This window comes from Arthrobacter sp. M71 S08, assembly GCF_059089725.1.
This window is the reverse complement of sequence record NZ_JBNHEY010000005.1, coordinates 49,433-69,078: the sequence shown is the minus strand read 5'-3', so window position 1 is coordinate 69,078 and position 19,646 is coordinate 49,433. Positions and strand designations below refer to the sequence as shown.

At 60.5% G+C, this 19,646-nt stretch carries 22 protein-coding genes; 8 read left to right on the top strand and 14 right to left on the bottom strand.

What is annotated here, in order from left to right:
* The first annotated feature begins 169 nt into the window (after positions 1 to 169).
* Both AC5RTB_RS11625 and AC5RTB_RS11620 read left to right on the top strand, forming a co-directional pair.
* Positions 170 to 388, top strand: coding sequence for a hypothetical protein (locus tag AC5RTB_RS11625; protein WP_494061234.1), 219 nt, complete (start codon positions 170 to 172; stop codon positions 386 to 388).
* 61 nt (positions 389 to 449) lie between these two features.
* Entirely contained in the window at positions 450 to 671 is a 222-nt protein-coding gene (locus AC5RTB_RS11620; protein WP_494061233.1) for a hypothetical protein, read from the top strand.
* Between the two features lie 50 nt (positions 672 to 721).
* Here the strand turns inward: AC5RTB_RS11620 and AC5RTB_RS11615 are convergent, their stop codons facing one another.
* From AC5RTB_RS11615 to AC5RTB_RS11575, 9 genes are all read right to left on the bottom strand, one after another.
* Positions 722 to 1,129 carry a hypothetical protein gene (locus AC5RTB_RS11615; RefSeq protein ID WP_494061232.1) on the bottom strand — a complete coding sequence of 136 codons (408 nt, stop codon included), beginning with the start codon at positions 1,127 to 1,129 and terminating at the stop codon, positions 722 to 724.
* A gap of 98 nt (positions 1,130 to 1,227) precedes the next feature.
* Positions 1,228 to 1,704 (bottom strand): hypothetical protein, encoded by a 477-nt coding sequence (locus tag AC5RTB_RS11610; RefSeq protein ID WP_494061231.1) that lies wholly within the window; start codon positions 1,702 to 1,704, stop codon positions 1,228 to 1,230.
* Positions 1,705 to 1,781: 77 nt separating this feature from the next.
* The gene (locus AC5RTB_RS11605) at positions 1,782 to 2,312 is read right to left on the bottom strand and encodes a hypothetical protein (protein ID WP_494061230.1); all 531 of its coding nucleotides are present in this window, start codon (positions 2,310 to 2,312) and stop codon (positions 1,782 to 1,784) included.
* The gene (locus AC5RTB_RS11600; protein WP_494061229.1) at positions 2,299 to 2,718 is read right to left on the bottom strand and encodes a hypothetical protein; all 420 of its coding nucleotides are present in this window, start codon (positions 2,716 to 2,718) and stop codon (positions 2,299 to 2,301) included. The genes AC5RTB_RS11605 and AC5RTB_RS11600 overlap by 14 nt, the downstream gene beginning before the upstream one ends.
* A 145-nt stretch (positions 2,719 to 2,863) precedes the next feature.
* On the bottom strand, positions 2,864 to 3,061 hold the full coding sequence (locus tag AC5RTB_RS11595; protein ID WP_494061228.1) for a hypothetical protein: 198 nt from the start codon (positions 3,059 to 3,061) through the stop codon (positions 2,864 to 2,866).
* Positions 3,062 to 3,193: 132 nt separating this feature from the next.
* Positions 3,194 to 4,171 carry a hypothetical protein gene (locus AC5RTB_RS11590; RefSeq protein WP_494061227.1) on the bottom strand — a complete coding sequence of 326 codons (978 nt, stop codon included), beginning with the start codon at positions 4,169 to 4,171 and terminating at the stop codon, positions 3,194 to 3,196.
* A 1,152-nt stretch (positions 4,172 to 5,323) separates the two neighbouring features.
* Positions 5,324 to 5,539 carry a hypothetical protein gene (locus tag AC5RTB_RS11585; protein ID WP_494061226.1) on the bottom strand — a complete coding sequence of 72 codons (216 nt, stop codon included), beginning with the start codon at positions 5,537 to 5,539 and terminating at the stop codon, positions 5,324 to 5,326.
* Between the two features lie 107 nt (positions 5,540 to 5,646).
* On the bottom strand, positions 5,647 to 6,579 hold the full coding sequence (locus AC5RTB_RS11580; RefSeq protein ID WP_494061225.1) for a DUF4429 domain-containing protein: 933 nt from the start codon (positions 6,577 to 6,579) through the stop codon (positions 5,647 to 5,649).
* 692 nt (positions 6,580 to 7,271) lie between these two features.
* The gene (locus AC5RTB_RS11575) at positions 7,272 to 8,018 is read right to left on the bottom strand and encodes an Ltp family lipoprotein (RefSeq protein ID WP_494061224.1); all 747 of its coding nucleotides are present in this window, start codon (positions 8,016 to 8,018) and stop codon (positions 7,272 to 7,274) included.
* A 513-nt stretch (positions 8,019 to 8,531) separates the two neighbouring features.
* Between AC5RTB_RS11575 and AC5RTB_RS11570 the strand changes: the two genes are divergently transcribed.
* From AC5RTB_RS11570 to AC5RTB_RS11550, 5 genes are all read left to right on the top strand, one after another.
* Positions 8,532 to 8,840: a hypothetical protein gene (locus AC5RTB_RS11570; RefSeq protein WP_494061223.1), complete on the top strand. Its 309-nt coding sequence runs from the start codon at positions 8,532 to 8,534 to the stop codon at positions 8,838 to 8,840.
* Positions 8,841 to 9,045: 205 nt separating this feature from the next.
* Positions 9,046 to 9,438: a hypothetical protein gene (locus AC5RTB_RS11565; RefSeq protein WP_494061222.1), complete on the top strand. Its 393-nt coding sequence runs from the start codon at positions 9,046 to 9,048 to the stop codon at positions 9,436 to 9,438.
* A 105-nt stretch (positions 9,439 to 9,543) separates the two neighbouring features.
* Positions 9,544 to 9,702 carry a hypothetical protein gene (locus tag AC5RTB_RS11560; protein ID WP_494061221.1) on the top strand — a complete coding sequence of 53 codons (159 nt, stop codon included), beginning with the start codon at positions 9,544 to 9,546 and terminating at the stop codon, positions 9,700 to 9,702.
* Positions 9,703 to 10,311: 609 nt separating this feature from the next.
* A complete protein-coding gene (locus tag AC5RTB_RS11555; protein WP_494061220.1) occupies positions 10,312 to 10,992 on the top strand; it encodes a DUF1963 domain-containing protein in 681 nt (226 codons plus the stop codon).
* A gap of 144 nt (positions 10,993 to 11,136) precedes the next feature.
* On the top strand, positions 11,137 to 11,499 hold the full coding sequence (locus AC5RTB_RS11550) for a hypothetical protein (RefSeq protein WP_494061219.1): 363 nt from the start codon (positions 11,137 to 11,139) through the stop codon (positions 11,497 to 11,499).
* A gap of 1,644 nt (positions 11,500 to 13,143) precedes the next feature.
* On the opposite strand, the gene AC5RTB_RS11545 is transcribed toward AC5RTB_RS11550, so the two are convergent.
* From AC5RTB_RS11545 to AC5RTB_RS11525, 5 genes are all read right to left on the bottom strand, one after another.
* Complete coding sequence (locus AC5RTB_RS11545; protein WP_494061396.1) at positions 13,144 to 14,502, bottom strand: recombinase family protein; 1,359 nt, start codon at positions 14,500 to 14,502, stop codon at positions 13,144 to 13,146.
* 67 nt (positions 14,503 to 14,569) lie between these two features.
* The gene (locus AC5RTB_RS11540; RefSeq protein ID WP_494061218.1) at positions 14,570 to 14,848 is read right to left on the bottom strand and encodes a hypothetical protein; all 279 of its coding nucleotides are present in this window, start codon (positions 14,846 to 14,848) and stop codon (positions 14,570 to 14,572) included.
* Positions 14,849 to 15,749: 901 nt separating this feature from the next.
* The gene (locus AC5RTB_RS11535; protein ID WP_494061217.1) at positions 15,750 to 16,472 is read right to left on the bottom strand and encodes a GNAT family N-acetyltransferase; all 723 of its coding nucleotides are present in this window, start codon (positions 16,470 to 16,472) and stop codon (positions 15,750 to 15,752) included.
* Positions 16,473 to 16,639: 167 nt separating this feature from the next.
* The gene (locus tag AC5RTB_RS11530) at positions 16,640 to 17,290 is read right to left on the bottom strand and encodes a hypothetical protein (RefSeq protein WP_494061216.1); all 651 of its coding nucleotides are present in this window, start codon (positions 17,288 to 17,290) and stop codon (positions 16,640 to 16,642) included.
* Between the two features lie 252 nt (positions 17,291 to 17,542).
* Positions 17,543 to 17,782, bottom strand: a complete 240-nt coding sequence (locus AC5RTB_RS11525) for an SHOCT domain-containing protein (protein ID WP_494061215.1) — start codon at positions 17,780 to 17,782, stop codon at positions 17,543 to 17,545.
* 1,066 nt (positions 17,783 to 18,848) lie between these two features.
* On the opposite strand from AC5RTB_RS11525, the gene AC5RTB_RS11520 reads away from it, so the two are divergent.
* Positions 18,849 to 19,643 (top strand): hypothetical protein, encoded by a 795-nt coding sequence (locus tag AC5RTB_RS11520; protein ID WP_494061214.1) that lies wholly within the window; start codon positions 18,849 to 18,851, stop codon positions 19,641 to 19,643.
* Positions 19,644 to 19,646: the final 3 nt, after the last annotated feature.

Here is a 19,646-nt window from a genome sequence, read left to right as displayed (position 1 = left end):
AACTGTCCTCTTGATGGGGTGCGCGGCGTCGGCGCCACCAGGGGCGTCAACCGCTACCTGGCAGCTGGCTTCTCCGGAAGCGGTCTCTGCAGGTTCCCAGGAGCTGGATGTCGCTGTTACTCGGCTGGGATGTTCAGGTGGCAAGACCGGCTCGGTATTGGAACCTCAGGTGAAATACGAGTCGGACCGCATCTTGATCCGCACGGACGTCGTCGCACTCGACGGTGCTCACGAATGTCCAGGGAATGACTCGGTTACCCTCACCGTCGACCTAGACGAACCCGTGGGTGAACGCCAGCTGATCGACGCTGCGTGCCTGGAGACGGAAGCCTCGGACACGGTCTTCTGCACGGACGACGGCGTCCGCTGGCCGGCGACTCCCCGCTGAGTCAGGCTGGAAATGGTTCTGCCCGGACCGCTCCATGGCAGGATGCTCCTATGGGGGAACAATGAGAATACTGATCATTACCGCGGTCATCTCCGCCGTGCTCATCGGCTTCACCGTGTGGGCCCTATCTGGGATAGCAATCCTGGAAGGAGTCGCCGTAGTGGCACTGTCGCTGCTGATCTCGTTAGCGCTGGGGCAACTCAGGGAGAAAGACGTGAAGCTCACGGCAGACGATACCGGGCAGCGTCATCATGGCGGACGCGGTGGTGGCGGACTGATCTGAAGCCGCAGACGTCGTCCTGACTGGAAACCTGCAGGCCGGTCGTCCTGCCGCTAGCCCTCGTCGCCTCGTATTGCGTCACGCAAGTCCGAGGCAATCTTGAGGGAACGAGAAGCTACGTCGGCGTGTAGTGCGCGCTGCTCCTGAGGCAGCCTTTCGCCCTCGGAGAGCGCCCGATCGGTTGGCGCCGCCGCGGTAAGTGCTTCATGCACAAGCTCCCACCAGGAACGGGCCATCGTCACCGTGCATTGGCTGTCCTCGGCAGGCCATCCTTCGATGCTGCCTGCTGCGTTAGGTGAGCCCGGTACCTGATCCCACCCTGCTCGGCGGATGGGAGGTATGCGCTCAGCGAGGGTCGGGTCGGTAATTGCAGAGACGGCCGCCAGGTTGTCCAGCGTGCCGTCTATCAACACCCAGTCCGCGACGGGCAGGGTTACTGACAGCTCGTCATCCGGTTCCATACAAGCAGGATAGGCACAATGGTGAGACCATCAGGACCACAGACAGTGGTAGCTTGCCGCCGCGCATAGGCGTGATGGTGCAGCAGCCACGAAGCCAATCACCCAGCAAGGGGCCGGCGGAGTCTCTTCTTTGTTCTTCGGGGTCGAGCACCCAGTTTGGTGCCGGCGGCCACCAGGGTCAGCAGGACGAGCCCAGCAGCGAATGCGACGGGTGTCCCTACTGCATAGGACATCGCTATGGTTCCGTCGATGAGGTGACCGCGCACCACGTCAAGGAAGATTGCCGCAGCCGACAGCAGAACCACCAGAGGCACCTGGGGCAGCCCGACCAACAGCGACAACGGGATACTCAGGACGATACCCAGAAGGCGGCTGACCAGGTAAGCGGACAAGGGTGCAGCCAGAATCAGGGCGACGAGCCAGCCGGGCGGAAGTTCCTGTGTCGTGGAGGGATTGCGGACAAATACTGGGATGAACACCAACGTTGTCGCGGCTGCTGCCGCGGCGCCCACCCGATCGACACCTCGAAGAGATACCTCCTCAGTCGGACGGCCATCGTCACCAGAAGCATTCATGTCGAGCCTGTCTTCACTCAAGGATTGAGAGTCCTCAGTTTACGCTTTTCAGCCCAACGGCCGACTGAGAATCCTCATCACAGACGGCCGCGGATCGCCGCAATCCGATTCGACGGGACGGCCTCGCCTAGATTCTGTTCCAGCCAGCGGAAGAACCGTTCGGCCTCATCCACCAGGCTGACCATGAACGGGACCGGCTCGACCATGACGCAGGTGGACCCCACGCTGAAGAATGTCCGTCCCCGGACGGTTTCCAGGATGATTGGGATCGGTTGGTCGGGGAATGAAGCCTCGGCGCGGTCGTTCTCCAGGAACTCCTCCACCAGGCTGAGCAGGTACGACCAGAGTGCGACGACGTCGTCGACCATGCTGGCTTCGATGAGCTCCACGCCTTGGTACCGGAGCTGGACCAGGCCCTCGTTCCACTGCTTGTTCCGTTGCCGGTGCTGGTGCCATAGAGCCGCTGCTTCAGCCGGGTGCTCGAAGATGTCCAGCAGATACTCGTCGGGCCTCTCAGCGATGGCGAAGGGATCGGCGGCCTTGACCTTGAGGATCGAGGTACTGCTGACCAAGTGTTCTGAATAAGCCCCGGGGCTACTGGAACTCATGGTCGGATCGTACCGGTCCGTCCCGCCACCAACGCTCAAGAGGGTCGCCGCCAAGACCAGGCTTGGTGTACTCGGCGTCGACGGCGTCGGCGAAGCATTCCTTCTGCTCGTCGGTCAGCTCCACCCATACGCTCCGGTCGACGTGCACCCAGATGGCAGCGAGCGTCTCCTGCTGCATGACAGCTTTGGTTTTCAGGGGCGACTCGTCCCGGGAGGGGAAGTCGTAGATCGCGTACATGAGTTCATTAACTGCGTCGATTGCTTCCTGGCTGGCACCATCAGCCTTGAGCTGCTCGAGCTTCTCCTGGGCGAGTCGTGTGTGTTTGTGGGTAGTAGCGACGCGCGTCCTGTGAAGGAGCGGTGCGATAGCTCCGGCAATCTCGCTGTCGGTTGGGTGGGTGCTCATGTGGCTGCTCTCTTTCCGGGTCTGCAGGTATGGACTGCATGTGTGCGGGATGGCAGCCAAGGCTCACCGTTGCGGCGGAATCAGGGCACAAAAAAACCCGCCGGGCTCTCGGCGGGCTGAACAGTCGGAAGCGTCGGTCGTGGGCTCATCGTTCCTCCATCCGGAGGGCGGCACGGACACGGGATGAACGCGATTCGACGCGGTTGGTGAGGCCGGTGCGGTGTTTGCGGGCCTTCTGGTCGGCGTGCACGCCTGCAGCGCCGGAGGAGGCGAAGCGCACCCGGTCCGAGACGAGCTCGGCCGGCAGTGCGAAGCCGGGCTTGGTTTTGGCCTTGGTAGCCATGGTCTTTCCTTCCTGTTGGTACCAACCATGTGTACGGCATTCGCCGCAAAACTCACAACAGGCATGGGAAAGCCCGGCCGTCCACCGTGGGTGGGCAACCGGGCTTCGCCTCGACCAGTGAATTCCCGTCGGCTACGGTGCGACTTCGATCGTCGCCCAGCGCCGGGTGTCTCCGGGCTTGTCCGGGGTGGATGCCACCGCGACGTAGGTGCCCGGAGTAATCCCCGGGGAAAGGGTGATCGTGAAGGCGTAGTTTCCGGCCGGGTCGGCGGTCGTGAACTGGTCGCCGATGACGGAGGCGTCGGTCTGGAAGACGCCCAGGTTGATCTTGATCCGTTCCCCCGCCTGGTAGCCGCTTCCAGTGACGGTCACGGAGCTGCCGGGCTTGGCGCTGACTGCCACTCCGCCCGGCTCCTTGGTCAGCGTAACGATGCTGTTCACCGGGCCGCTTGGTGCTGGCTCGCCGTGGGGCGGCGGGACGAACGGGTCGTCCGGTCCGGCCGGGAGCGGATCAATGGTCGGGACGGGCTCCTCGGGCTGCTCCGGCTCGGGTGCTGGTTCCGCGGTCGGTTCCGACTCGGGGGCCGGTTCCGCGGTCGGTTCCGACTCGGGGGCCGGTTCGGTCTCAGCAGTGGCTGCTTCAACTTCCTCCGGTGAGGAAGTCGGTGACGGGCTGGCGGACGCTGACGGCTTGGCTGAACGCGTGGACTTATCGGCGGCAGGTTCAGAAGAGCTGCCGGCACATCCGGCGAGGAGGCCGGCAACCACGGCGAGGGCGAGGACTGAAGGGATCTTAGACAAGGCGGTCTTTCGTGAAGGGATGAATAGGGTGGCGAAGGATCGCCGGGGGCTTGCGGTTCGTCTCAGATCACACCATGGCACGCTCGAGGTTTCCATCGGATCGCAGCTGACGCGCATCGACATTGAGTACGCACTGCCATACGAGCAGGTCCAGATGCCTGCCAGGCCGACGGCACCGGCTGCGTGGTCTTCGGTGAACTGGGCGAGCAGCCCGACGCCGCTCTCTTCGGTGAGCTGGCGCAGTTTCGGGAAGGATTCCGCGTCGGACGACTCGTAGCGGCTGTACCCGGCACGGACCTCTTTGGCCACCCGTCCTTACGTCCGTTCGCTGAGCGACTGCTCCGTTTTGGTCGAGGGTAATCGATCTGATGAGTGGCCGGTCCTGCACTGCACATAAATGTTTGACGCATTGGACCGAGGACTCTGATCGATTCGCTTTCTAGGATCGCTGTGCCACCTTGTGCCTGTTCCTGAGTTCAGTACCCGACCTGCGAGCACCTGAGACTTGAGCTGACGCAACCAGTGTTCGGCGGATCGCCTTCTTCCCTTCTGAGTTTCCTGCCCCAGTCCATGCGCAGATTCTGAAGGAACGGGCGTCACTGGTTGACGAAGCTTCCTTTCGATGGCCGTTCGGGTCGTGAACGATGGCCATCTGCCAAGAAAACCGCCAGTATCAGGATCAGCCGCCCACTGCGGTCCTGTGCGGTCTAGCATCGACTCCCGGAGTTTCCGTGCCGGAAGTTCCGATCACCCTGTCCAGGTGTCCTATCACTGTCCTATCACCTGGTCGGACAGAAAATTTCGCGTCATTGCTGGGAAGTAGGGCCCCCTATAGTAGTTGTCCTATCAAAATGTGTTTTAAGAGATATATATAAGGGCCCTACATATGGTGGCCACCCTTTCATGTGAAACCCCCCTCTATGGAGATGTACAAAACCAAAAAACGGCCGGACAGCCGGACAAACCCCAAAAAAGGGCCTCTGACTAGGCGTTTTACTGTCCCACCAGCGGTAGGACAGGCGATTTTTCGGTGGGACAGATAGGACAGGCCAAGCGGACTTGCTTTTATGTGATACCCTGACGAGCGAGTTACCGGCTATTAGCGAGGAGGGGTATCAAATACCCCCGGCCCGCTAACACCGGCAAAACACTTCCCGCCCGTCACAGTGCTGGCATCACCCTACCTCCCGCCAGACACACCCCTTTCTACGCGCTGTGGTCACACCAAGGCAAAGACCTCACCCGCTACTTCCCTGGTCTGGTGTACACCGCCGAGAAGCCATGCCGTCATCTGGACGAGTGACCGGCTCGACTTCCAGTCACTCGAGGCGCGAATGCCCTCTTCAAAGAAGAACCTGCCGATGCTGGTTGGCGAACGCCCTGCATCCTTCGCCGCTTTCGACCTACTTGAGGTGGCCCGCACGCACAAACGCCGCCTGGCGTTTTAGGACCGGCGCGATCTCACACAATCGGGAGCGCGGAGCCGAAAACCAGCCCCCGCAGGTGAGTGTCAGATAGAGGAGTTTCTCCCCGTCTCGCGGAGATAAGCGCCGAAGGCGGAGCGTTGGAACCGCGGTACGACCCTGCCCTCGCCAAAAGTCCATGGTGGTGCATTTCGTTCTGGATGCGGTTCCAGTTGATTGCTGCCACGTTGGTGGCCCAGAGGGAAGATGACACGCTGTTCGTTCGTCCTGAGATGTAATCACCCCTCTATGCGCGCCGGCGTCTGACGGCCAAGAGGTGGTGCGGATTGACGAACGTTCGTCAGGTTGAGGAGTCGACCGTTAGAGCCGTCCCAGCAGATCAGCCTTCTTTGCGGCGAATTCCTCGTCGGTGAGGATGCCTGCATCCCGCAAACTGCCCAGCTTCTCCAGCTGTGCCAGGATGTCTGTGTGGGGAGGGGTAGCGGGCTCCGCTTGTCGCGGAGCATGAAGGTCGCGCTGCGCCTTCTCGATGGCGTCGCGGAGGGCCAGGAACGGCGCCTGCTCCTGCACACCAAAGACCACCGTGTTCTCATCTTGACTGGCGTCCCAGGTCTGCCTGCCGAACTTGCTTCGCGTCTCGTTTGAGCCACTGGCCGTGATCTGCATGTAGCCGGACATCACCCATCCCGCGGGCTTGATGTGGATGTTGGAGATGGCAGTCAGCGGGAACCGCTTGGTCCCTTTGCCAATGACACCACGCTGCATGCCGATGTGTTGGATTGTGACGAAATGGCCGTCGAACGAGATGTAGCCGACGCCGGCGGCGCGAGCTAGAACGGCGTCCGCAGGAATCTTGTATTTGGCTCGGAACTTGTCATCAGCGATGCCCATTAGCGGTGTCGGCGAAGCAGCTTGTGCCGCCTGTGCAGGGGTCAGCACCCCAGCGACTCCCTTCTGCTGTTCAGCCTCCAACACCTTCTTGAAATGGGTGAACGCCTGCTCCTCATGGCTTCTGAAGGAAAGGTCCAGGGATTTCGCCGGCCCGTCGGCCGTGACTAGCTTCAACAACCCGTCCCGGAACGACCCCGGTGTACGGAGATTGATCTCGGCAACGCTTTGAAGAACCACAGTCTGTGGCTGGACTCCGACGCCGGTCTTGGCGACGATGACGCCGTCGAAGTATGCGACCCAGCAGGTATTCCCCGGGGCTACGAGCGCCTTCTCGGGAAGCGGGTGCTTACTGCGGATCTTCGCTACCCGTTCATGGTACTTCTGCTCTGGTGTCTGGCCCACTGGTCTCCCCTGCTCGTATTCCCCGGCGGCTCTATCCAAGCACGGAAAGCCCCGGCACGCACAGGCGGCAGGGGCTTGTCGCTTAGTGCGTCAGCGCGTCACAGTGCGCAGCTGACGCACCTTTGAACATCAGTTCCCTCGAGCGCTGTAGGCGGGCCGACATCACGCTCACCGACCCCTCCCTCGCTGTTGCATCTGCTCACCGCAGTATCCGACTGAAAGTAAGGGCATGGCGCACACCTCGACCGATACAAGGACTGCTTCGAACTCGCGGCCTACTATTCACTGCTGGTTCTGTGACACAGCCTCGATTGTTGGCGTGGTTCTCTGATCCCTGACCGATGTGCATAGAACCATGACATGACACCGCGACATGTGCGAAGGAAGTGGCGGCTACCGCGGCGTCGGTCAGCACCTCGACTACTGGATCGCCTATGAGGCTGCTTGCGGGCAGGAAACCCAGGGTGCTGGGGCTACATCAGCATCATGTTCCGGCACAGACGATACGGAAGTCGTCGGGCCGGACCGCAAGAAGGCGGTAGCGTCCGAATGGCCCACCTACAAAACTTCAACCATCAAGAAAGCACGTCGAGTTGCTGGAGCCAGCTGCAGACTGATCGAAGTTCAACAAAAACCGGCCCGTCCAACAAACCGCAATGGTCTGTCTGGCGGGCCGGTTTCGGCGTCTGGCTTTAGAGACCCGTCTGGCTCACACCGTACTCAGCCTGCTCAGGAGTGAAGCCCTCGAAGAGCAGCTGGTCAATGAGCCCCTGCCGAGAGAAAGCTGAGAATTCGAGGTAGCTCTTAGCCTTCTCGGCTGCCTGCTCGTTCCAGTCAACATCAACCCGCTCCACAGCCCATGCTGCATCCTCGGGGGAGAAATCCTCGAAGACCAGCTGGTCGACCAGGCCTGGCTTCGAAAAGGCTGAGAAGTCCAGGTAGCTTTCGGCTTTTCTCAGCGCGTTCTGCTGGCCTGGGGTGCCGGCCTCTGCTGCAGCCTTCGCCGCTTCAGCTTCCTCGGCGGCCTTGGCCTCTTCCTCGGCCTTCTTTGCCGCCTCGGCATCCGCCGCAGCCTTAGCTTCAGCTTCGGCTTTCTCCTTGGCTTCTGCTTCTTCCTTTGCCCTTGCTTCCGCCTCGGCTTCTGCCTTCTCCGCAGCTTCTGCGCTGGCTTTCGCCTCGGCATCCTCGGTGGGTTCGGCGGCGGCCGTCGTCTGGGTGGTGTCCGAAGCAGTCTCGGCTGGGTCCTCCCCACCGCCACCGCAGCTTCCGATAAGGATGAGTAAAGCCAGAACACCGGCGGGGGTGATTGCTCGCTTCTTCTTATACCAGGGCCGCTTCGGCTTCCCGCCGGCCTGTCCTACGGACTGGCTTCCCCCGGGCTGCTGGCCCGGCTGCTCCCCATACGGGTGCCCGTAGGGCGATGGCGTGTTGTCTGACATAGGAGACCCCCTCATTGGATCGCGGAACGGCGATCACTAATGCGTATTGCTGCTCTGAAGGTGAATCTCAGAGAATCCCCAAGACAACGCCCCCATTGCCGCGAAATGATGAAATCCCAACGTTATCAAGTGCTAGGTGAATAAGGCGCGGGATGTAACAAATCTGGTGACAAAGGTTCGCGACCTGACTGGCGGTGTGCCTTTCGACGTCGACGGCGCGGCTGCTCTTCTTGATCGGCGGGGTGACGGCATCTGAACCCCATCTCGCACGTCGATAACTTCGTTCGACTTATAAGGGGCTGGTTCGATGATCCTAACGCTGCAATATTCAGGTCTCATGAGCTAGAGGTTGGCGGACACTTCCGAAATCCCTCCCCGAAGCTAGACACACCGAGCCAAACTGTCTCACATGTTTTCTCAGGGCAGCAGTCTCACAAGTCCTTGAGGACTGAGCGAGACTGCTGCAATTCTTCCCCACCACCAAATGTCGAACGTATGTTCTACATTTAAGGAGTGGGTCAGAATAAGCGGTACGGTGCCGCGTACGTGGACAGATGGATCGAGGGATGGATCCTTCGCGAAGAGCCCATGATGCTTACACCCATTGAGATCGACCTCGAGAACCATCCGCCCACGGACTTCCCAACACCACGCAGGGTTAACGTGTGGATCAGGTACCCCACCAAGGCCGTGCGCCTCAAAGCACACGCCCTCGCGTGGAACAACCGAGCAGTGAAAATCCGCTTCCTCGAACCCACCATCAAGACCGAGCGAGAAGGCTGGGTATGGGCCAACGCCGTAACGCCGGAAAAGCCCTCGTAAGCGGCAGCAAACAACTACTGCGAACCCGCAATAGTTGGCGCTTATGCGACGTTATCTACGCATATGCGTAGACCTCTCGACCCCAAGGCCCAAGGCCCAATGAAACTCACAACCGGCGTGTTCAAACTGCTGAAACTCGGCTCAGCAAGTAAATCTATCGCTGCGAACAGGTTTGCTTTGGCACTCTCCGCCGTAGGCGGTTTACATGATCGAGCAGATTCATGCAACTGGGCATGGAGACTGGAAGATTCACACCGCGAGCGGAACGATCTACCGCTTCGAGGTCTCGAACGCCGGTTCCTTACTTACCCGCTATGTGCAGATCACGGCGACCACTCCCCAGTACCAGCATTTGCCTGTATATGACCTCAGAAAGTACGGCGAACCGATTCCCGTCCTCGCATTCTCCGGTGTGCAGCTCGACGAGGAGATCCTCTTCACCCCAGCCATCAGAGGTGACGCCATCGAAACAGTCCGCCGCACCACGCCCGCCGTCAGCATCGACGCTTGGGAAGACGAACCGACACCCGAGGAGCTACCGCACCGGGCTCCCCGTCTACCGTGGGTGCCAGCCGAGATTCGGATGATCGAACTATGACCGGTCATCCCGCCAACGCGTTGGTGAAGAAGGGCGGCCCGTTCTATGACACCGACGGGCTGACGACCTGGTTGGGCCTCCCCTACCGGGAAATTTAAGATCGGCGTGAAAAACGAAGAAATCCTCGGATGCCCTACGGCTGAAGGTGAATTCATCTACCCGGTCTGGCAGTTCCAAGACAACGGTGAGCTACTGCCCGGCCTGTCCTCCATCCTCAAGGTGCTGTCGAGTGGAACCGATGACAGTTGGACGTGGGCACTGTGATGACAGGCATCTGTCCCAGGTGAACTGAATCGCAAGACGGTAACGGAGTGGCTTCGCGACGGAGGCGACGAAGAGCCGGTCCTCCAGCTTGCTGCTAACGATGTTGCTGCGCGGGCGGCATGATTACCCGAGACGGAACGCGCCGCAACGGTCGGCACGCCGATCGATATAGACCGGAGCGCGAATGGGAAGACAAACAACTCCAGATCTTGGCCGCACGGTCCCACGGGACACTTCGATGACGAGCCACCGATCGAGTGCCTGACCGATCCGAACAGAATTCTTGCCGGAGCCCCAGTCGGATCAAAACATCGTGGTGCGCGGCGCAGGGCGCTCGTCCAAGGGTCTTTCTGGCTGCGAGCTCGGCCCGTCTGCAAGGATGACGGTGGGCGAAGGGAAGCCGATGACAGAGTTCACCGTCCCGATTCACGGACCGTACGGAAGCATCGAGCAGTGGCTGACGTCTGTCGGCGCTGCGCACCTCCTACCCGAGTTCGCCTACTCGCCCGTCTTCAGTGAGCAGCGTTCGAGACCGGTGAGCAGGATCTGCGCGATGTATGGCCCGATGGCGCGTGGATCAGCTGGCTGGGCGGACCAGCTGTCGCACCGTTGGAGTCTTGGCCGCGGCGACCGGACGGCAAGCCGCTCGCCCACGTTGCCGCCATCCACCTCTCGGACCTGGACTCGGTCATCGATGCCGAAGGCAAATCGGCCTGGCCCGACGGCACTCGATGCGAAGGGCTGCCGACCTCCGGTGTGCTCGAGGTCTTCCATGACCTGGAGACGTTCGGCGACGAACCCGGCGACGCTAAAGGTTGGATGGTGCGATGGGTCGACCCGGAGCGCGGTGAGCTGATCGATCCGCCGTCCGATCTGGACGCACCGGTTGCCTGCCAAGCCATGATTCCCTTGCCCGGCTTCACGCTGCCTTCCGCTGCGGACGCGGCCTCCGGATCCCACGCCCGGTTCGACCTGATCGAGTCACTGCAGTCCGAGTACCAGCGGTGTTGGTCGTATCAGCGCACCCTATCCTGGGCCGACGCACCCATTCCCGTCAGCCATGCCTATGGCCACAGCCACCGTGGCCACATCAACGCCGTGAAGCAGAAGCTGCCCGCCGTCCTGCCGCTTGCCGACGGTGATGAGTACCGGCTCATCCTCGACCTGGAAAGCTGGACGACCCTGGAAGGTTGGTTCGGCGACGCCGGCCACGTCGAAGTGTGGATGCGCGAATCCGATTTGGTGTCCCGACGCTTCGACCGAGCCTGGTGCCTCATCCGGACCGACTGATCCTCACGCGGTGAGGCGCACGGTCGTGTCCGCACACATTGAAATCATGATCGTTCTCCATGCCCTTCCCGCCCACTCCGCTGAAGCCGGCTGCGTCCTCGTCCGCGTCGAGAAGCATCACCGGAGACCCGCTCCTACACCTTCGTGACCAGGGGTGGCGGCAAAGCGAACCTCCGCGTCCGCGCCAGCTACCTGAACAGAGTCGAGACGACACTGGTCACCCCGGCCTGTGCGATCCACAAGAGCTCGTTCATCGAACAGGAGCTGCGCCTGGCGATGCCGTGCACCGGGTGGAACGAATACCAGCGCCTCGCCTGGTACGCCGCGAAGCACTTCCTCGAAACCAACGAGCGTCTCGCCCAGGAAACCTCGAACGTTGAGGCGATCGCCGACCTTGAAGCCGAAGCCGAGCGCATCAAAGCACGCATCAAGGAACTCCGTGATGCTGAACGTGAACGCTACGAGGATGTGCCCAACCCGGACATCCCCGAGACCGCCAACGTCTGACCCCGCCCGCCCGTCGCCCTCGCACTTTGTGCGGGGGCTTTTCGGTCCGGCGATAGCCGCCCCGGTCTGGCCGAGCTGTGTGGTGGCGGTGAGAAGATGGCCGACTGTGTCTGGCCATATTAAGAATCTCGACCCTGGCGGGCATCGCAGAGTAGCGTCTCGATTCTCTTCGAGGCTCTCTGTCTGTTGTCCTTCTTGGTTCTCCTGGTGTCCGCTGCGCGTCCACTGGTTAGCTTCTTGGTTCTCTTCTCGATGACCCAGTGATTTCTTCATGGGCTCTTTGTGTTTCCCTGCGCGAGCGTCGCCCGCGCTTCGCTCTACTTGTCCCCCACATTGGTGACCTTCTCGCTTCCCTGTGCGCGCTCTGGCGCGCACGCCACACTCCTCCTGCTGCCTTCTACTCCTCGGCCGGCCCTTGCCCGGCTGTCCGTCTCGTTCCCGGTTCGTCCACCAGTGGTGGCTTGGTCTCGTTCACTGGTACCCGTAGGTTTGTGGCTGGGTTCTTTGCGGCCTTCGGCCGTTGCAACCGTCAAGCCTTCTTCGTGTTTCTCACCCTCTACTTGTGTCCGTTGTGGCGAATTTTCCTGCTGGGCCGTGGGCGACTTCGTCACCTGTTCTCTTCTCGGCTGAGCTGCTTGTTCCCTGACTGGGTGGCAACGGCTGCGCCGCAGTGGGTGGGCCAATGGTTGAGAGGTGATGTGCTGTCGAGTGATGCCCTGCGGGCGGCTGTACACGGTGGCTCACTATTTCGTTGGGCTACTTGTTCACCGGTAAGGTCTCCAGTTCAGCTCATCGTTGAGCTCGTCGTTCAGCGATGGGGATTCCAATGAGCGAGACTCGTGTGGCACACACCCGCCCCCGGCAGGGATCACGAAACTCAGACCAGCCGCACACATGACCCGGCACCCACCCGCCCCCGCAGGCGGCTCACCACACGCTGCACGCACCAGCACACCAAGGCGACACCGGTTGGGCCGACACTGCGATACCCGTTGCGTCACACGAAGTGCAGCCAGGGAAGCAGAAGGCCCACCGGTGAGCCGCCCCAGCCACCGACACCCACCCAAGGTGCCCCGCACCGGGACGGCAGAATTTTTCGTAGAAACCCTGCGGAAGACGAATGCTGCCGCACACAGAACAGATGACACCACCCGGCAGGGCATCCCCCGGGTCGGATAACGACGCACCCCCACCAACTTCCAGCATTTAGTGCTGTCCAAAACGCATGTGTTTTGACCGTAGGGAAGCGTGCGGGCCGCCAGGAACCTCAAATCAGGGATAAGGGTCCATCCAGCACCAGATTGAAGCGCCGTAAAAACCCCCATATCGCCCCTGCCAGGTCTAACTAGAGCGCATATTGAGCAGAGTTAAACGGAGCAAGACTTCGCGGGCGGATTGTTGCAAGTGAGAGGCGAAGAGAGGACTGACACCCGTCAAGCCTTCGCCCGCATAGAGACCTATATGACGAACACGATCGAGTGGGTAGCTTCTAGTCGCGCTGCACAAGGTTTGCCTTTGAAGATAGAGGATCGCGGCACCATAGCCCGCGCACTGGCAGCAAGTGACAGATCCACTAGAGCCATTGCTTCTCCAACTAAGTCCGATTCAGATGCCGCATAACAAGGCACTTGGTCAGAGAGCAAGTCAGCGCCGCCACTTCGGAACCAAGCGACCCGGATCGAAGACCTTGGCCCCAGTCACGATCCGTCGAGGCATGACAGTCACTTCGATGAAAGCATCTTCAAGAAGCGCCCTCTTGGTGCCGACAGGCATATCTGACCAGGCCCGCCTTAACTCGTCCCCGGTGATTCTCGTGACCCGGCTTTTGGTACGCGGCTCTGGTAATTCGGTCAGTCGGCGCTTGATGGCAGCCGATGCCGCCAGCCACTCGTCGCGGTCGATAGTGCCAGCAGCCCACTGCTCCGCTAAGTCCAGTTTGCGATCTTCGAGAGTCTTTCGAGCCACAACCCAGTCAGCTATTTCATCTTTGCCAGTATCCACTTCACTGGCTTTATCGTGCGCAGCAAACAACGCGTCGGCCAAGAACCTTTCAGCGCCTTCTAGGTTGATACTAATGCGCCCACACGCGCCGCTTCCCTCATTCCTAGGGCAGCGATAATTTGGCACGCGCGTCTTACCAGCGAGACCCCTGACCATGCCGTGTTCACACAGACCACACCGAAGCAGACCCGTCAGAAGATGCTTCCTGGGACCGCCTCGTGTGCCTCGCGAGCCTCCTGGTGCCAGCTTGGAACGCAGCAGCATGCTGGTGTCATCATCAATGATCGCTGGCCATGCATCACGGGCGGAGATCACCCCCCTGTGTTCTCTATGCCCCGCGATTCGAGCGCTCCTCACGATCCCAATGATCGTAGTCGCTCGCCAGTTGGCTCCCCTTGTTGTCGGAACGCCGCGGTCGTTCAGGTCGGCCGCTATCGCGTTATAACCTTCGCCGGCAAGCACACGCTCACACAGCTCTTTGATGATCAACGCTTCCGCTTCGATGACCGTCGAATCTTCTCGATAGCCGTAAACACGTCTGCCCGGCCATGCCCCAGCTTGCGCCAACTCTAAGTGCTTGCGCTTGATACGTTCCTGGCTCTTCTCACGCTCCGCTGAGGCGACTGCCCCGAAGATGTGCGCCTGCAGTCGACCGTCCGCCGTGGAGAGGTCGATCCTGCCACCCGTAACCGAGACGATGCCGATGCCGGTGCGCTGGCTGAGCTCGATGTACTCCACAAGCTCGCCCATGTTTCTATGAAGCCGGTCCATGGCATAGACGACAACCACGTCGACCATGCCTCGTTCCATCAATTCTTGCAACTGCTGGTACGAGGGCCTTCTCTTCAGCCCTGAAGCCGATATGTCATTGTCTTCGAGCACCGACACAACTTCGAATCCCTGCTTAGCCGCGTACGCTTCGCAGTCCGCCAACTGACGCGCAACTCCAAGCCCAAGATTTGCGAGGTCTTTAGAGATACGGGTGTATATAGAAGCACGCATGGTCACGGCTTCAAGACTATGTGCACGGATTGGGGAGCGCGGACGGCTGGCAACTGGGCGCGTCGTCCTACGAGAAGTTGGGCGAGGCGCCGATGGCGAGAGAGGTCAGAACTGGGGTGTGCCCAACTCCTCCACGGTCGCTGTCCAGCAGGCGCTGTCGGACTCGGCAACGCCGGAAGTGATGCATCGGCGGCCACATCGGACTGCTGCCGCCGGCGCAGATGTCGGTTCCGCCGGCCTCGAAGTACAGGTACCCGGCGCCGCTCATCGTGTTCGTGATGCGCACCGCCGTGCCGGCGACGGAGAAGACCTGGGACGGGTTCGCATTGGGGCCACTGGTCCTCAAGACGTTCTACGGCGGAGGGCTCGCCACCTTCAACCGGGGCGGAGAGCCACCAGGACGATTGAGACAACCCTTCGGCGGAATTCGATGCTAGCTTGGTGGAATTCGATGCTATCAGTGTGCACATTTGGGGTCGCCGGACGCTGAACTTGAAATTTTCTCCAACCCTGAGCGTGATTCGTAGCGCGACTCGATCGTTGTGAACAAATAGATCATCGTTGACGAAGTCGGTTGCGTCCGCTTCGAAGCAAGCCGCCGCGGAGTCTGCGCCCTGCTGGGCATACGTGGGCGGACAGAACAATGGTGGGTACGCAGAAATTTCGGATGGGTACACGCGTTTTGTAACGTGCCCCATCGAAGATAATCAAGCCTGCACCTCGGCACCTACGTAAGTGCTGCCTCCCACGAGTCGAGTGTGCGCTGCTGGAGGCTCGGCGGCATGAGCAAGAACAACTGCCAAGGGCACTTGCGTCCACAAGTGCCTGCCCGCCCTTCGCTGCGCGCTTCTTGGCCCGTGACTCAGGCGAACGGGCTACCGCAGGGTAACGAGTCCGGCCCCCGCCGAACGGGCGGACCTGGCTGTGGGCTTGGCCTGTCCATAAGGCATCCCTCCTTAATCCGGTTCACCGGGGTCTGCGTCGTCCGCTGCAAGGAATCGCCGGGCTTTAGGAGAACAGCTCCCCAACCCTTCCTCTTTTGAAACCCGCCGCAGCAGGTCCCTAGGCACGTCTGGGGCAGGTCAGGCCATTCTCCTAGCCGGAGGTGAAGGCGAAGCCAGTGATCAGGCTCAGGGTAGCGCCGAGTCTGATGGACATGGCCCGGATCCTTCAGGGTCAGAGAGCCGGGGGTTCCGGCAATACGCAGCTGTGCAGAACTGGGCAGATGCCTTCCCGGCGACCGTATTTCAGGTCGGCCCGTTCCGGACCGCCTTTTCACGGTCGATCTTTGCCCAGTCCGCGCGCGTCATGCAGAAGAGCTTCTGGTCAGCGTCGGTGCCTATGTCCACCACGCGGCCTCTACCGATGTCCACCGGGATGGCGCCCCCAGGGGCCAGAACTCTGAACCCAGCAGAGTCATAGAAGGCCTCGAGATCTTGCGGGGAGGACTGGCGGAAATTGCCATAGACGAGGCTGTAACCAGCCCCGAAATAGGCCTCGCAGCAGCTGTCTAACAGGGCTGTCCCAAGCCCGTTACGTCGGGCTTCGTCGTCGACCCAAACGGCTGAAACCTTGGCGGCCTTGATGCCCAGGGAGATCGCGCTCTGCAGCGGCCATCCCCTCGCAAGCAGTCCGTTGATGATTTGCCCGGGAGGAATGGCTTGGAGCACCCCCACGAGGCGGCCTGACTCGTCGACCGCGACGAGTGCCAGAGAGGCGCCCGCGTAAAAGGCGCGGTAGGAATGGCTGTCATTGATTACCCGGTTTCCGGCAGCGCGGAGTGCCGTGCGATTGTCATCAAGGTAAGCAGTACGGATGAGCGCACCGGTTGATCCGTTCGCGATTTCTACTTCAGTTGGCTCGAATGGAACGTTCATGGCCTCTACAAGGCGCTTGAATTCAGCAACTTCTTGCTGGGCCGTCGCTCTGATGGTGAAACCTCCGGGGGCGGTCCATTCCAATGATTGCACCTAGGTCCTCCTCTATCCCATCTTGCGAGCCGATGAGTCAAAGCCTAGCTCCCAAGCTGGCCTGAAGTCGCGGGCGGATTTCCGAGGTGGAAGGGTGTCCTTCGATAAGGCCGAAGTCTCCCGCCGGAGAACACGCAACTGGCCGAAATGAGAGTACTTCAGCTGGCCTAACGCTCGCGGCGCAGCACGATGGCCAACCCATTCAGGTGTTCTTCCTGAAAGTTCCTCCACCTTTGGGCAAGGTCACGATCCGTCAGTCGGCATCCGGATGCAGTTGGATGCTTCGTCAACTCCGCCGTCTCGTATGTGAGTCCTTCGGACTCCAGGAACATCTGGTGCAGCTGCGCTCTCGGCGGACTGAGGTGCACCGCATCCGCCATGGTCTTATCTGGGATAGGTTCGCCAGTCAGGGCGCACTGGACAGGACCGTGTGCGAAGGCATCTGTCCGGAATCGTCGCGTGATGTATAGCGCCTCTTGAGTCAGGGCCTCAGCCACCAACGCCCGTTGCTTCGGCGGCCGCAGAACGTCGGTGTAACTGAATAGGACCAGCTCGTTCCGGCCCCATTGCTTAGCGCGGAAACCCTTCGACGTGTATCCGAGATCCTTGTTCGAGGCCACAACCCAGTACTCAATCCCTTCGCCGATCTTGTCGGCTGCCGCGGGGTGTTCCCTGGCTAAGGCAGTTAACAGATCAGAGACGAAAGGGTCGCTAACTTTTTCACCGGAATCAAGATACACAAGTACTGACGTAAGGAGTTCACTGACGTCGCCCTTTCTGTTGAAGGTGAATTGTCCGACCTCGTACCTTGCCACCATGCCCCCGTTACTGAGCCCCGACTGCTGTTGTTCCCAACCATCATGTCTGACAGTGGCGTGAAATGGAGATTAGACCCCCTGCTTGAATCCCATGTCAGCCGGGATAGCCAGCGTCGCGTCGGCGACGTCCTCGCCGACCGTCACCGTGAAGTAGTCGCCGCCCGGAGGACAACAGGACACGACTTAGGAGAAGGCTTACACGGCACCCGAGCTCGGAGCGGTGCCTTCGTAGCTTCTTCATTTGAGCACGCGCTACATGCGGGCCAGGATCTCGTCTTTCTTCATTTCAAATTCTTCTTCGCTAATCAGCCCGTTGTCGCGAAGGCGCGCCAGTTCTTCGATCTGAGCGCCACCCGAGAGCGTTGCAACCGACGGCTGGGAAGCGGAACCCGCCTTGCTAATGAAGGCGACGATTATGGCCACCAGAATCATGGCGATGCCGACGGCGATGAGCAACCAAGTCCAGACCGCAGCCTGAGCGATGTCCCGCATACAAGACGCCTCAAAGCCGCCCGGGCTTCCGGACATTGTGTCCATCAGAGCGGCGACCCTGCTCTCCGGACTGAACGGACTGCCGCAGCGGTTGTTCACCGGCACCGATCCGATAATGATGCCGATTAGGCCCAGCACGGATCCCAAGACAGCGAGTACGACAATGGCCGGATTCTTTCGCGCTTTCGGCCTTGCCTGCGGTGCGCGCTCGGGTGTCTCCCGAGGGGTGCCGTCCTCTTGAGAAGGATGAATCGTCTCGGGTGCGGGGGGCGTATTTTTCGGTATCTTCATATGCTCGAAAGGAGCCGGCGGTCCGGGATGGCCCGGCCCTAGCGGTTCCACGGTTTCGCTCTGTGAGGGCGTGAGCTGGGAGCGGCTAATTACTGGCCTCCACCGAGTACCGTTGAAATATGCGACGACGCTCTGGTCTTCGATATGTGCGTACCAGCCAGGATTCATGTATGTGCCCCCAAAGAAGGAATGGCTGAGGGCTTTAATGCGGCCAGCTCAGATCTAAAATCGAGTATCGCACTGACTCATACATATAGAGCAACTTTCTTCTCCCTGTGACTAAGTCAAAGCGGATGAGAACAGTGGAAGCCTCGGGAAGTCGCGAGTTGGACGGGTGGGGTCACCCGAGCGCGCAAAGGGCCCCGCACCATGTCAAATGCGGGGCCTTGGCAAGTCTTTTCGCCGAATTGTCGAAGTCTGACCGCCCACGACTTACGAGAATTTGGTGAGACATTAGCTGGACGACCCCCATGCCTCAGCTCAGGAGAGAATCCTGGCGTACCAGGCACCCGGAAGTCCACCAAGGCCTTCCACGAGCGGCATGGCTGCTGGAGGACTGGCCGATGACTCTAACGGGGAGGCCGGCGTCCACCAACGGATAGCGTGAGTGCGCCACATAAAGGGCGAAGTGGCCAGCGCAGAGGCCCAATTGAAACAGTACGCGTCGTGTCCATGTAACTCCGCGGAGTTGTAACGCTTGGGGATCACAACCGTCTCCCGTTTGAGATCTTCGGGGACGAGGGTACAGGCCTGACCCCACCGATACGATCTATCCATGACCGAAACCCAAGAGATTGAGAACGCTGGATCGACTTTCACCCAAGTGCTGGACGCCGCGGCGAAGCTGCCGGGCGTAAGGATCAATAGGGCCGCCTACCTGCGAACAGCACTCAAGCGCCACTGCACCGAGGAACAGATCAAGAGGGCAATCGCCGACAGCCCAGCGGCAGCGGGTATCCCATTTAAGGTCATCACTGAGATCGCAAACACCTCTATCGTCTATGAGACGAGCAAGGTAACCGGCCTCTCGGCCGTCGCAGGTATCCCCGGCGGTCTGGCAATGATGGGCACTGTGCCAGCTGACCTCGTGCAGTACATGGGCCACATGCTTCGAGTGGCCCAGAAACTTGCCTACATCTACAGTTGGCCTGATTTATTCGCCGATGCTGCCGACGAAATCGATGAGGCAACCGAGAGCATGCTGATCCTGTTCGTAGGTGTGATGTTCGGCGTGCAGCTGGCGCAGGGTGGAGTGGCAAAAGTCGCAAACATGATCGCCGCCAATGTAGCTAAGAAACTACCGCAGCAGGCACTCACCCAGGGCATCATCTATCCAATCGTGAAAAAGGTCGCCAGCTATCTCGGTGTGAAAATGACCAAGAAGATCTTCGCCAGCGGAGTGGCGAAGGCCGTCCCTGTTGCCGGTGCTGTTCTCTCCGGAGGCCTCACCCTTGGCACATTCCTCCCCATGTCCAAGCGGCTGCAAAAACATCTCGCCAGCCTGGAGCTGACCAAGCCAGGGCATCGGACCGAAGAGACCGAGATCATCGACGCCGAAGTTATCAACTGAGCC